General features: G+C 39.8%; 8 protein-coding genes and 6 pseudogenes. 7 read left to right on the forward strand and 7 right to left on the reverse strand.

Annotated elements, in window-relative coordinates:
* The first annotated feature begins 38 nt into the window (after positions 1-38).
* The 3 genes and pseudogenes from P4S61_RS07995 (at position 39) to P4S61_RS08005 (ending at position 5,260) form a co-directional block, all read left to right on the forward strand.
* Positions 39-2,763, forward strand: a pseudogene (locus P4S61_RS07995) (CHASE domain-containing protein).
* On the forward strand, positions 2,753-4,117 hold the full coding sequence (locus tag P4S61_RS08000) for an alpha/beta hydrolase (RefSeq protein ID WP_337118101.1): 1,365 nt from the start codon (positions 2,753-2,755) through the stop codon (positions 4,115-4,117). The pseudogene P4S61_RS07995 and the gene P4S61_RS08000 overlap by 11 nt, the downstream one beginning before the upstream one ends.
* Positions 4,117-5,260, forward strand: a pseudogene (locus P4S61_RS08005) (GNAT family N-acetyltransferase). The gene P4S61_RS08000 and the pseudogene P4S61_RS08005 overlap by 1 nt, the downstream one beginning before the upstream one ends.
* Here the strand turns inward: P4S61_RS08005 and P4S61_RS08010 are convergent.
* Positions 5,257-5,847, reverse strand: coding sequence for a DUF938 domain-containing protein (locus tag P4S61_RS08010; protein ID WP_337118102.1), 591 nt, complete (start codon positions 5,845-5,847; stop codon positions 5,257-5,259). The pseudogene P4S61_RS08005 and the gene P4S61_RS08010 sit on opposite strands and share 4 nt — an antisense overlap.
* Positions 5,848-6,045: 198 nt before the next feature.
* Here P4S61_RS08010 and P4S61_RS08015 point away from each other — a divergent pair, with 198 nt between their 5' ends.
* The 4 genes and pseudogenes from P4S61_RS08015 (at position 6,046) to P4S61_RS08030 (ending at position 9,075) form a co-directional block, all read left to right on the forward strand.
* Positions 6,046-6,225 carry a hypothetical protein gene (locus P4S61_RS08015; protein WP_145242712.1) on the forward strand — a complete coding sequence of 60 codons (180 nt, stop codon included), beginning with the start codon at positions 6,046-6,048 and terminating at the stop codon, positions 6,223-6,225.
* 471 nt (positions 6,226-6,696) lie between these two features.
* Positions 6,697-8,072 (forward strand): annotated as a pseudogene (locus P4S61_RS08020) (class II fumarate hydratase).
* Positions 8,073-8,189: 117 nt separating this feature from the next.
* Complete coding sequence (locus P4S61_RS08025) at positions 8,190-8,666, forward strand: hypothetical protein (protein WP_337118103.1); 477 nt, start codon at positions 8,190-8,192, stop codon at positions 8,664-8,666.
* A 10-nt stretch (positions 8,667-8,676) separates the two neighbouring features.
* Positions 8,677-9,075, forward strand: coding sequence for a hypothetical protein (locus P4S61_RS08030; protein WP_182719305.1), 399 nt, complete (start codon positions 8,677-8,679; stop codon positions 9,073-9,075).
* Between the two features lie 19 nt (positions 9,076-9,094).
* Here the strand turns inward: P4S61_RS08030 and P4S61_RS08035 are convergent, their stop codons facing one another.
* The 6 genes and pseudogenes from P4S61_RS08035 to P4S61_RS08060 form a co-directional block, all read right to left on the reverse strand.
* Positions 9,095-9,280: a hypothetical protein gene (locus P4S61_RS08035; RefSeq protein ID WP_145242705.1), complete on the reverse strand. Its 186-nt coding sequence runs from the start codon at positions 9,278-9,280 to the stop codon at positions 9,095-9,097.
* A gap of 63 nt (positions 9,281-9,343) precedes the next feature.
* Positions 9,344-9,660: pseudogene (locus P4S61_RS08040) on the reverse strand (hypothetical protein).
* Positions 9,657-10,293: pseudogene (locus tag P4S61_RS08045) on the reverse strand (hypothetical protein). The pseudogenes P4S61_RS08040 and P4S61_RS08045 overlap by 4 nt, the downstream one beginning before the upstream one ends.
* 65 nt (positions 10,294-10,358) lie before the next feature.
* A complete protein-coding gene (locus tag P4S61_RS08050) occupies positions 10,359-11,051 on the reverse strand; it encodes a PspA/IM30 family protein (RefSeq protein WP_145242702.1) in 693 nt (230 codons plus the stop codon).
* A gap of 30 nt (positions 11,052-11,081) precedes the next feature.
* Positions 11,082-11,494, reverse strand: a pseudogene (locus P4S61_RS08055) (YjfI family protein).
* 79 nt (positions 11,495-11,573) lie between these two features.
* Positions 11,574-13,295 carry a polyamine aminopropyltransferase gene (locus tag P4S61_RS08060; RefSeq protein WP_182719303.1) on the reverse strand — a complete coding sequence of 574 codons (1,722 nt, stop codon included), beginning with the start codon at positions 13,293-13,295 and terminating at the stop codon, positions 11,574-11,576.
* Between the last annotated feature and the right edge of the window lies 1 nt (position 13,296).

Consider the following 13,296-nt stretch of genomic DNA (forward strand, 5'->3'; position numbering starts at 1 on the left):
AAATATCACTATAAAAATAATATTTAACAAGGATGCATGTGAAGATTTTTCGTTCAACATCCAGTTCTTTTGTTTTTTACATATCGTTTGCTATTGCTTATTTTGCAACTGGTAAGTTATTAACTAATTTTGCCTTTCAATCACAAGTCATCCCTATTTGGCTCCCTGCTGGTATTGCCTTAGTTGGCTGTTTTATCTGGTGGTGGCGTTTTATTCCGGCATTATTTATTGCCTCTGTCGCCTTTAATTTAAGTACCGGTGATAACGCGATCACTGATCAGGTTTTAATTGGCAATACATTACAACAAGTACTGCTAATCGGCTTAGGCGCCGTATTACAAGGCATGATTGGCGCTGCTCTTTTAAAGTACTGGCTAGGCCATCCGCTGTATTTAAAACAACGCCAATCAATTATTTATTTTATTTTTATCGTCGGTATTGTCGTCAGCCTCATATCGGCCAATATTGGAGTCTACGCTTTAAGTCAATTTAATCCCGCTTACAGCATTGATAATCATTGGAAAAATGTTACTTTTTGGTGGTTAGGTGACTCACTCGGCGTGCTGATCGCAACCCCCTTTTTATTGGCGTTATTACAGCCTAAATTTAAACGACACTACGTCACCCCATTGCCAACCATCGCAGTCTGCTCGGTATTATTCGTCTCTGTAGCCTTAACCACTAAGCTATACAACCAAGAGACTTATTCAAATGCGATACAAATTGCCAAGCGTGAAACATCTATCATTGAAAACAGTTTACTGCGCAATTTAAACCTTAGCCAAATAACCGTACAAAGCCTTGCGAGCCAAATCCAATCAACACCGACTTTAAGTCAGCAAGAGTTTGATAGCTACAGTGCCCAATTATTGGCTGAGCATTCATTTATTAAAGCATTTTCATGGAATCGCAAAATTCCCCAGCTCAGGTCAGTGATTTTAACAAGCAGCTCAATGAAATTTATAATTCATATAACTTTGATCCGAGTATTAAAGGAGCGCCATTATCAAACGACGATCCATTAGTGATTATTACCTATATCGCCCCTTTTGCAGAAAATCAATCCGCTATTGGTTTTAACCTCAATTCTCGTAAAGATCGCCGAGAGACTTTACTCGACCCACGCATCAAAAATCGCCCTGTAGGCACTAAAATAATTCAATTAGTGCAAGCACAAAAACCTGAACCCGCTTATTTATTATTCGCCCCTGTGTATCAACAAAATAATGAAATTGCCTCAATTAAAGGCTACGCAACAGGTGTATTCTTAGTGGAAAACATACTTGCTCAATCGCTTACGCAAGCACAAAATAAGATGTTTAATATCGCTATTTATGAAGCCAATGCTACCAACCCGTTTTATTCAAACGTCGAAAATATGCCGACCAAAAGCAATAAGCTTACAACCATCACGATTAATTTTGCAGGGCAAAATTGGTTGGTTGATTTAACGGTTAAAGATGAGTTTCTACCGCATCAAACCAATCATATGACACTCTTTTTACTTATTTTACAGGTCATAGTAAGCTCACTCATTTTACTGGTATTACTGCTGTTTAATAACCAACATCTTGCACTTTCGCGTTTAGTGGCAGAGCGAACTCGCTCACTAGTTAAAGCTAAAAAGCAATCTGATTTAGCTAATCAGGCTAAAAGCCGATTTTTAGCCAATATGAGCCATGAAATTCGTACGCCGCTCAATGCGGTGATCGGTTTTTCAACCTTAGCTAAAAATGAAGATAGCGCTGAAATCCTCACCGATTATCTAAATAAAATTAATTTAGCTTCTAAATCATTGTTAAGTTTAATCAATGATGTACTCGATATCTCTAAAATTGAATCTCAAAAGCTCACCTTGGAAGTCGCTCCTTTTGATTTAAATGCTCTTCTTGCCGGATTAGCAGTATGTTCGAACAAAGCGCTGAACAAAAAGGCATTCACTGGAAGGTTGATAACCAATTACCAGCCGATATTTGGTTTGAAGGTGATGTTATGCGAATTGAGCAAATTTTATTAAACTTATGTAGTAACGCCATTAAGTTTACCTGCGAAGGTGAAGTAAGTGTTAGCGCATACTGTAAGGAGATCACCGATAAACGTAGGCAAATTACCTTGGCTATTAAAGACTCTGGCATCGGCATTGCGCCATCAGAGCAAAGTAAATTATTTGATGCATTCACCCAAGCTGATAGCTCAACATCACGTAAGTTTGGTGGCACTGGGCTTGGTTTAACAATCGCAAAAGAACTTAGTTTGCTAATGTCTGGAGATATCAGCGTACAAAGCGAGCCAGGTAAAGGCTCCACATTTACCCTGTCTGTCGAGTTAAATACGTGTGCTGCGCAACAAGTAACGGCAAAGCACACACAACAGCATGTTGATTTAAGCAAACTAAAAATACTGGTTGCAGAAGATAACAGCGTCAATCAATTAGTAATAAAAGCAATGCTTAGCTCTTTAGGGATCACTCCAACACTGGTTGAAAATGGCGAATTAGCAGTAGAGCAAGTTAAAATAAATGACTTCGATTTAGTGTTAATGGATTGCCAAATGCCCATTATGGACGGTTACCAAGCCACCGCCTTGATACGTCAAATTAAAAGTACTGAACAATTACCCGTCATTGCCTTAACCGCTGATGTAATGCCTGAGGATAAAGCCAATGCCTTAGCAATTGGTTTTAATCAGCATCTTGCAAAACCCCTCGAACTCGATAAGCTAACCGAGTGCCTAATCAATTATGTAGATGTTTATGAGCCTTAATGGAATATTACTAACTCTCACTTTATTAACAACCTCTAGCCTTGCTATCGGCCAAACCAACTGCGTTACTCAGTTGACTGATTTAAACTATATTATGAACAGCAAAAAGCAGGGCTTATTACGGTTTGAAAAAAGCAATGCTAATACGGGTTTTTCCTATCAAAGTGAGCAAGCATTTAGTGATTATTTAAGCTTTGCATACCAACATATTTTAGCGGCAAACCCTCGCGCATCAATGCCTTGCCCTGTTTTAACTGATACCTATCAGCTTTTAGTTAAACAACAGCAACGTACTAGCCCCCCTAATATAGTTGATCTTATAGCGCCATTTGAATTACGCCAAAATAACAACCACAAAGCGGTTCTATTGATTCATGGGCTTACCGACTCTCCATTTACCTATCATGACTTGGCACAGATTTACTTTCAACAGGGCTATACCGTACGTACTTTGCTGTTACCAGGCCATGGCACCGCAGCTGATGCACTAAGTAGTATTAATGCCAAACAATGGCAGCAAGCTGTTGACTATGCCATCAAGCGCACTATCAAAGATTTTGATCAAGTGATTTTAGGTGGCTACTCTACAGGTGCAGCCCTGTTACTCAATTATCTAACTGTCAAGCCCGCTAACCCAAAAATAACCGCACTGATGCTGTTTTCGCCCGCCACTGAACCACATAATAAAAATGGTTGGCTGGCGAAGTGGATTGATCGTATTCCCTTTGTGAATTGGATAGATAAAGACGCCGATATTGATTTTGCTAAATATGAGTCGTTTCCATTTAATGCCGCAACCGCAGCCGACGATGCTATGCGCTCAATTGCGTTACCAGAACTAATCGAGCGTCAATTACCAAACTTAGCTATTTTTTCAGTAATGAGTGATGTAGATACCACCATTGATACCCGCGCATCGCTGCTATTATTAAGCGCCTTACATGATGTAAAGATACGCCCTGCAAATAGCTTAGATACTTTGGTTTATTACGGTGATAAAACAACCATTACCAGTGATTTTCCAAAAGACTACAGGGTATTAAATCCACAGTGCAAAAATGCAACCTGTAAAAACATTCATGGTATTTCTCATATTGCCGTAGTTAACTCACCTGATAACCCTTACTACGGTATTGCTGGCGCTTATCGCAATTGCGGCAGTTACCTCGATGATGATACTTTGTATAAGCAATGTAAAACGACCGAAAAACCTAATATTGGCGAGCGTACTGCAGAAAATATTGCAGCATTTCCAACCTTTCAACGTCTGACTTACAACCCTTACTTTACTGAGCAAGCACTCTATATAAAACAGTTTATAAAGCAGGTTGAAGGCTCGCAGGACAATCAATAATGAGTATATTTAGTCACCGCTGGTTAACCAGTATCAGTGCAATAGATGCCGCTGTTTGGCAGCAGTTTTTTGCCGATAATCCATTTACTGATCATGCATTTTTATTTGCATTAGAACAAAGCCAATGCGTATCAGCCGCGTCTGGTTGGCAACCGCAACATTTAGCCATTTACCAAAATGATACTTTGGTGGCATTAGCACCTGGCTATCTAAAAAGTCACTCTTATGGCGAATATGTATTTGATTGGGCATGGGCTGGAAGCTTACCAGCAACATGGTTTAGAATATTACCCTAAGTGGTTATCTGGCTCACCGTTTAGCCCTATTGAAGGTCAACGCCTCTCGATTGCACACTCACACCCAGAACAAGTATATCAGTACATTACACAGACTTTAACAGCTCAATGTGAGCAACAAGGTTGGTCTGGCTGGCACATTAACTTTTGCTCGCAACAGCAAGCCTCTCAACTCACACCACATCAAGGTATGCATCGTATTGGCGTGCAGTTTCAATGGCAAAATCAAAACTACGCTACTTTTGACGATTTTTTAGCGCAGTTAACTGCACGAAAACGTAAAGTATTGAAAAAAGAACGTAATAAAATAACCCAGCAAAATATTAGTATTAAATGGCTGCAAGGTGAACAGATAACTAAAGCTGTGATGAGCCAGTTTTGCGAGTTTTATCAACGCACTTATTTAAAACGCTCTGGCCACATGGGTTATTTAAATCATGACTTTTTTATTTTGTTACATGCCTTAATGGCCGATAAACTGGTGATCATGCATGCCATCCATGCTCACGAAGTGGTCGCTGCAACACTGAGCTTTAAAAATAATGACACACTATACGGGCGCTATTGGGGAGCTATAGCAGAAATTGATTGCCTGCACTTTGAGCTTTGCTATTACCAAGGTATTGAATATTGTATTAAACATCAGCTTCAGTGTTTTCACTCAGGTGCGCAGGGCGAGCATAAAATAGCACGAGGTTTTGCACCGGTATTTACTCACTCCGTACATGCCGTAATGGATGCTACTTTTAGTCCTGCGATAGCAGATTACTTACAACGTGAGCGTCAGCATATGCGCATCTATCATCAGCAATGCACTGAATTATTACCTTTTAAGATTGATAACTAATGACGTTTAAAAATCAATAACTGATTATTAGCAGGCATCGCAATATCATCAACAAGCATTAACCCTGCTTGCTCAGCTAATTGCTGTACCCATTCGAAATCACGAATGCCACTTTGGCAGTCTTGCTGATTTAAAAATTCATCAAAACGCTGATTACTTTCACTGGTAAAGTTGCCGTTGTATTTAAATGGGCCATAAATACACACGAGACCTTTTGACGCTAAATGCTTATTAACACTAGTAAAAAATTGCTCAACTAACGGTTTGCTGACGATGTGTAACGTATTAGCAGTATAAATAGCATCAACGGTATTTATTGGCCAAGGGCGATTTAGATCTAACTCTACTGGTGCGTGCAAGTTATCTAGCTTTGCTTCATCAAGCCACTGTTTAATACCATTATGATTAACCAAGCGATCACTGGTATGCCATTGTAAGTGAGGCAAATTAGCAGCGAAGTGCACGCTGTGTTGCCCCGTACCTGATCCCACCTCTAACACACTCTCGACTTGTGCTAAATATGCTGTGATGACGCTTAATATTGGATTTTTATTATTTTCACACGCTTGCGAGAAAGGTTTCGTCATATATATTTCCAAGCATCTCAATACAGATGCACCAAGATTGGTAAAGTATGCCCATTAGTAAAGCAAATCTTGCAACAGATGTCGCTATTAAATAATTAATTTTATATAAAAACTATATAATTCAAAGTAATAAAAAAAATATTGAGCATGGTATGAGTTATGCATTTATCTAATTGAATCAACCAAACGGAGAAGATTATGTATATATCACCTTATACCGCCCTAGACGCTGCAATTGCGGCAAGTGAAAAACCAGTAACAGATAAAATAGGCTGTGATGAACGTGCCACTGTAATTGATTTACTATCGCAAACAAATCAACAAAATCAGGCGTTAATACATGAAACAGACCAAATATTTATTCTTGGCTACAATTAAAAAACTCACCTTCCGCCAATATTTACAATTTGTGACTTGCACCGAAACCGATTAACTGTAATGATAATAATTACCATTACAGTTAATCGGTTTTTCTTATGCATGAACATCACGCTATGCTTTATTATCAACAGCAAATGAAATGTATTTGCCCGCGACCTGGGCTACATGCGCCAGCTTTAGTGGCAAATTACATTGAAGCTGGCCTGAGTGCTGCACGTCATTACGAAAAAACCACAATCTATTGCTGCAAGAACTCTATCTAAGACGCACTTTCCATGAAATCCTCAACAAAATGTGCGACTCTTTAGTCCATTGTGCAATTCGCAAACAATGTTTAGAGCAACTTTATAAACCGTTACTGGCATTAAAGCGCTTTTATAGAAGTCATAATAGTATCAAGAAATACCTGATACTAGAGCGTGAAGCCCGTATTCTCAGTCACGAATTTAACCCTTTCTAGGAGTTTTTATGAGCGAATTTAGAACCGAATCAGATAGTATGGGCGAATTACAAGTCCCTACAGATGCACTTTATCAAGCGCAAACTCAACGTGCTGTAAATAACTTTCGCATTAGCGATTTAGTAATGCCAAAACAGTTTATTACCGCTCTTGCTTATATCAAACAGGCCGCAGCGCAAAGCAACTACGAGCTAGGTCATCTCAGTAAAAATAAAGCACAGTCAATCGAGCGCGCATGCCAAGAGATCATTGATGGCGAACATTTAGAACACTTCCCTATTGATATATTTCAAACAGGGTCAGGTACTAGCACTAATATGAATGCTAATGAGGTGATTGCAACTTTAGCAAGTCGTTATGGTGATGAGGTTATCCATCCCAACGACGACGTAAACATGGGGCAAAGCTCTAACGACGTGATCCCTACCACTATTGCTGTAAGCAGTGTAATTAACGTGGTGTATGAACTATTTCCGGCGCTGGATCAGCTATCCCAAACGTTGGAGCGCAAAAAGTCAGAAATAGGTGAAATCGTAAAAACGGGTCGAACTCATTTGATGGATGCTATGCCAGTGACATTTGCGCAAACTCTAGGGTCTTGGCAACACCAAGTTGATAGTGCAATGGCAGGGATCCGCTATAGCCTTGAAGGGGTATCTGCTTTAGCGCAAGGAGGCACAGCCGTTGGTACTGGTATAAATGCCGATCCCCTGTTTGCTGAGCAATTTTGTAAAAATCTCAGTGCCAACGTCGGTGTACGCTTTGTGCCAAGCAAGAACTTTTTTATAACATAGGTTCGCAAGACACCATTGTCGCTTTATCAGGGCAGCTAAAAGTGCTCGCTGTTGCACAAATGAAGATAGCAAACGACCTACGTTGGATGAATTCAGGTCCACTAGCTGGCCTTGGTGAAATCGAACTAGAAGCTTTACAACCCGGTTCATCAATTATGCCCGGTAAAGTAAATCCTGTGATCCCTGAAGCGGCAGCCATGGTTAGTGCACAAGTGATTGGTAATGACGCAACTATTACTGTTGCAGGTCAATCAGGTAACTTCGAACTCAATGTAATGTTACCTGTAATAGCTTACAATATTTTGCAAAGTATTGAGTTACTGGCAAATAGTAGTCAAGCATTAGCTGATAAAGCAATTCGATCCTTTAAAGTGAAACACACCAATATCGACAAAGCACTCGCCAAAAACCCCATATTAGTGACCGCGCTTAATCCAGTCATTGGTTATGCTAAAGCAGCTAAAATTGCCAAACAAGCATATCAAGATGGCCGTCCAATTCTTGATGTTGCTGAGCAAGAAACTGACCTATCACGTAGTGAGCTGGAAGCTTTACTCAATCCCGCAAAATTAACCCAAGGCGGGCTATAAAAATATTAAACCCGTCCTTAGCGTCGGGTTTAACCTTTGAATGCCATAGTTTTTATTGCTGTGTTATCTGCAAAGTGTATGATGGTGGTTACTTGTTCACCACTATGAAGGTTTATCATGCGCTTATTTATTATCGCGCTTCTACTGCCGTTATGTTTATCGGCTTGTTCTGATGCTGCGACCCCGAATAACAACCAACTTAGCCCGGCTCTTGCAGCGCTAGTTAAAAATAATCAAGCGACTAAGTTAAATCCGCAAACAGAAGTTCCGGCAACAAGAGATAACATTAAAAAGGTCCACCAGCAATTACAGACACAAATTGCAGATCTAAACTGCGATAACAGCTCTCAATGTAAAGTATTACCGGTTGGTAGCCGTGCGTGCGGCGGCCCTAGTAGCTATATTGTTTACTCTAATAAAACGGCAAATGAGCAAGCCGTTGAAAAGTTAACTCAGCAGATCACCAGCCTTGAAAGCCAATTTAATGCACAGAACAAGATGATCAGTATTTGTCAGCACCTGACTGCCCCTGCGGCTCAGTGTATTGAAAATAAATGTGTTAAACTAGAAAGCTCTGCGACAAGTGTTTATTAAGGAAACCAATATGAGTCGTTCATCATATTCTAAATTTTTAGTAACAACAGCCAGTTTGCTGATCCTCAGTGGTTGTGTCAGCACTTCTGACTCAACACCAGCAAACGGCAATGCAAATGTATCTAAATTAAATAGCGCATTGGCTGAGTTGGTGCAAGATAATAGCTGTACCGCGAGTTTTCAATGTAAGGTGCTTGAAGTAGGCCAACGCGCCTGTGGTGGTCCAAGCCGCTATGTAGTGTACTCAACCTTGCACACACAACAAGAAAATGCAGAACAGTTAGCGGATCAAATTACTCAGCAAGAAACTGCCGATAATAAAACCAATGGTTTAAATGATTGTTTACCGGTTTTACCTGTGCAAGCATTATGTATTGATCAGCAATGCCAGTCGTTTGAGCTAAAATAGTCGCTCTGCTGCAACCGCGCTATACCAATAATGGGATCAGCGCGGAAATTACCACGACCGCCACAATACAAATCCCTGCTTTAAAAATAAAATGCATCGGCATCTGCTTTTTAACCCAATAGGCATAAATAAACCGTAAGAAATAACTCGCTGCCGTGCCAAACAAAGCAAAAATTAGTAGATAGGCGATTAAAATAATATTCACAACAACTCATTATTTGATAATTTAAGCCCTAAGTGTAAGGGCTTAATAATCAGAAGGCAAAACCTAGCGTTTACTAGTTCGAGCAATCAGTAACTCAGCAACTTGCTGTTTTACTGCCCGCTTATCATCTGGGGCAACGCCAAAGCGTTCAGCAAGTAATGCTATTTCTTCATCATTAAGGTTAAATGATAAACGTTGACGCGTTTTTTTGATTTAACCTCAAGTGATAAAATTTTGCGGATCATATCGGATGGCGTTAGCTCTTGATCAATGGCTTGCTTTTTTATCGATTTTTGCACTTCACTGCTAAGATCAAACGCCATTTGCGTGGCTCTTACAGCCTGCTCCTGACGTAACCATTTATCTTTTGCATTACTCACTGCGCATCTCCAGGGAACAGATCAACAATGTCTGTGATTGGTCGGGTTAAAGTGAGTGATACTTCAGTTTCTCCACCATCCCAAATCTCAATGTTTAAACCATGGCTCCCATCGCTCGACTCAAGGCAAATCATTTCGCATGGTTCGCCACCTTCTTGCTCATAGCGTGGTAATGGCTGGCTACGATAATCTTTATTATGAAAATAACACACAAATGGTGATTCACTTTGTTGATAGCTTTTAGCTAAAAACTGCATGTAACGCTCTGGTGTATTTTTCACTTCTAAGTAGGTTAAATCGTCTTCGTCAAAGATGCGCGCAAACTCATCCAGAGTGAAGATTTCATCCACTTCATCACGTTGGATTTTGATTGAAAAATTCGCCCACTCTTCACCATCGCTGCGCTCTATTTGCAAAAACCACCTTGCCAGCATCACTTTCAAGTACTAGCTCATAATCTGCACTGTGCTGATATTGATAAGTTTGCACATCGGTAACGCGCAATGTTTGCCCTTTTAGCCAACTTGGGTAAGCAAACGAATCAATCACTGTGAACATATCACCTTTTTTAAGTTCACTAGGGTGATTTAATTGGCGTTCAGGGGCTTTTTTAGACTTAAAGAAGTTAAACATAGACTGCCTCATAAGCAAAAAAGGTAACTTATAATAAGTTACCTTTTAATAATCGTAATTGCGCGTTAGCCGTTTTGCTTCGCTTTAATACGCGCTAAGATATCTGCACTTTTTGGATTGCTATCACCAATTCCAGCTTCAGCCATTTTAGCTTTAAGATCATCGCCATTAGTGTCAGCTTCAAGTACTTTAGCAGCACCAAGCTGGTCACTACGATCTTGTTGACGTTGCTTAATACGCTCAAGTGATTGGCGTGCATTCGTCATCGACGAGCTATTAGTATTAAGTGTGCTATTTACTGCCATTGTTGCTTGTTGCACGCTTTCAGTGGTTTTAACCATAGTAAGCTGACGTTGGTTTTCTTTGATCGATTTTTCAGCATCTTTTACTTGCTGCTTCAACGTTACAATGTGATTGCTAAAACCAGCTAACACTTGATCATGCTCTGCTTTTTCAGCTTCAAAGTCGCCAATTTTCTCAGCAATTTCTAGCGCTAACGGTTCATTACCTTTTTCAAGTGCTTGACCTGCATACGCTTCGTGCTCAGCAATTGAGGCATCTAATGCGCTAATCTTACGCTTCGTTTGCATTTCTTTAGCCATCACTTCAGTTAGGCTTTTTTTAGCACGTTGCAGCGCGTTTTGCGCATCAGCAATTTCTTGTTCAAAGATACGAATACCATTCGCGTCAACAATTGCTTCGCCCGCTTCACGCGCGCCGCCACGTACTGCTGTAAATAACTTTTTTAAAATACTCATAATCTTAACTCCACTTAAAATAGCTAGCTGTTAATCGTTTAAATAAATGGTTACCGCTTCTAATGCATCGATGGCATTATCAGCTAAAGTAACTAGCTCATGGGTAATATCATCAAACGATGAATTAACCGACAAAGCACCAAAGATCGCATATTTATCATCAATCTTCGCAAATGCACTCAGCGGGATTGGTACATTCAAACGTAATAAGGTTTCATTCAACTCATCACGTAGTTCAGGCTTCACTTCCTCATCAGCGAACAAATAGCTAATACATAACAGCTGCTCTTGTGTCTGAGTAACAAAAATAGGAAGCTCATCATTGCCATCTACTATGACTTGCAACACATCTTGTTCGCCGGATTGGCAATCAAGAAAGACTCAAAGTTAGCGCCTTCAGTTTCAAAAGATGCTAGTTTTATTGAAAGTTCATTTAATTCCATGTCTCTGCCTTTTGTCATTTGACATATTATGTCTGAGTTAAGATTCGCATGGTCGACATATTATGTCAACCATGATTTATTAATTTTTATACAATTCGCTTTCTATCTGCCATGCACTACGATAATAATCATATAAAGTACCTGAGCCTAATTGATTGACTTCAATATCATTTATTTGTTCAAAATAATGATTGGGGAATACGAATGCTGCCAATAAATATTTTTTACTGATCCATCTAGAAGCAACTGGTAAGCTTGTTATATCGCTAATTCTCGCACTTGCAGATTGACCTGTGGTGGTTGCAATCGTCCATCCCCATTGTCCAAATGATGGAATATTTTGCTGGTATTGCTCAACATGCTTAAAACCTGCCGCTTTGACTGTTTTACCAATACTTAAAAATGCTTTTTTAGCATGATAAGGCGAAGTTGACTGCACAGCCATTGCACCATCTGCGGCTAGTAATTGACGGATATGATTATAAAAATAGTCACTGTACATTTTATTTAAATCGGGATGATTCGGATCAGGTAAGTCAATAATGATGGTATCAAAACGCTTACCTTCATCAAGTAACCGCTCTACTTCAAGAAAAGCATCACCCACTTTAATATGCGATCGAGGATCAGCCATTGAGTGCTTATTAAGTTTAGTTAAGCGCTCATGAATAGCTGCCGGAGGATTAAATTCATCGTCATCATGACCAAATAAACTAAGTAACTGGGCATCTAAATCAATTAAAGTGACTTCTTTAACAGGCCACTTCAATACGTCTCTTAGTGCTAAGCCATCACCACCGCCTATAATCAATACATTATCGTGACGGTTCGAGGCTAATAATGGCGGATACACTAACATTGAATGATAAATTTGTTCATCAATGCTAGAAAACTGTAAGCGGCCGTTTAAGTAAAGATCGGTAATTGGATCGGGTTGATTGCGGCTCAATCGCTCGGTTAACACTAGATGCTGATACTTCGTCGCTTCAGAATAAATAACTTTATCCTTATAAAGCACATTACTTAAATCTTTCATCCAGCTACTACCAAGCATTAAAATAAAACCAAATAACACCAGTAAAGCGATATGACATACCAGTAATAGTTTGGCGTAACGGACATAGCTATGATAACGCCATAAGAATGCCAAACCTGCGATAATATTAAATAGCGCAGTCCATGCCGCAGCCTGCATGATTGGCATAGCCAACATAATGCTAACCCAAATAGCCGCTCCAATACCTGCACCTATATAGTCGGCACCGTAGATCGTGCCTGCATTATTTTCTAAGAAACGACCATAAACATGCTGACGTATGCGAGCGATAAGTGGAATTTCCATACCGATTAATAGACCTAACAATAAGCCAAATACATAAGGTAGGAATCGTGACCACTCTTGGAGTTTTTGAAATATATAGCCGTTAAGAATTACATCAGCTGGTAGATTAAAAATGTCAGAAAAAATATGCGGTAAAGAATAACTAACAGCAATAACGCTGGCTATAGCTAAGATACAGCCCATACCAACAAGTGCAATAAGACTTTCAAGCCAAGCAAAGGCGGTAAAGGCATCCTTAAACCAACGCGCTAAAAAAGCCCCTATACCCATAGCTACGATCATAGTGCCTATCATCGCATAAATAGCGCTCTCTACAGAGCCTAAAACTCGTCCGGCATAATGAGATAGCAGATATTCATAAATAAGGCCACACCCAGCGAGTATGGCCATAACAGTAATTAATAAAAAATCATGCCCAAGTAAGGAGTACTTACTTGGGCTTTGCTTAGAATGTGACAAG

This window comes from Pseudoalteromonas sp. B160, from assembly GCF_037162485.1.
In the GTDB taxonomy this organism is placed as follows: domain Bacteria; phylum Pseudomonadota; class Gammaproteobacteria; order Enterobacterales; family Alteromonadaceae; genus Pseudoalteromonas; species Pseudoalteromonas rhizosphaerae.

Coding starts and splice junctions, on each gene's coding strand:
- P4S61_RS08000 (WP_337118101.1), top strand. CDS start 2,753: ATGAGCCTTAATGGAATATTACTAACTCTCACTTTATTAACAACCTCT.
- P4S61_RS08010 (WP_337118102.1), bottom strand. CDS start 5,847: ATGACGAAACCTTTCTCGCAAGCGTGTGAAAATAATAAAAATCCAATA.
- P4S61_RS08015 (WP_145242712.1), top strand. CDS start 6,046: ATGTATATATCACCTTATACCGCCCTAGACGCTGCAATTGCGGCAAGT.
- P4S61_RS08025 (WP_337118103.1), top strand. CDS start 8,190: ATGCGCTTATTTATTATCGCGCTTCTACTGCCGTTATGTTTATCGGCT.
- P4S61_RS08030 (WP_182719305.1), top strand. CDS start 8,677: ATGAGTCGTTCATCATATTCTAAATTTTTAGTAACAACAGCCAGTTTG.
- P4S61_RS08050 (WP_145242702.1), bottom strand. CDS start 11,051: ATGAGTATTTTAAAAAAGTTATTTACAGCAGTACGTGGCGGCGCGCGT.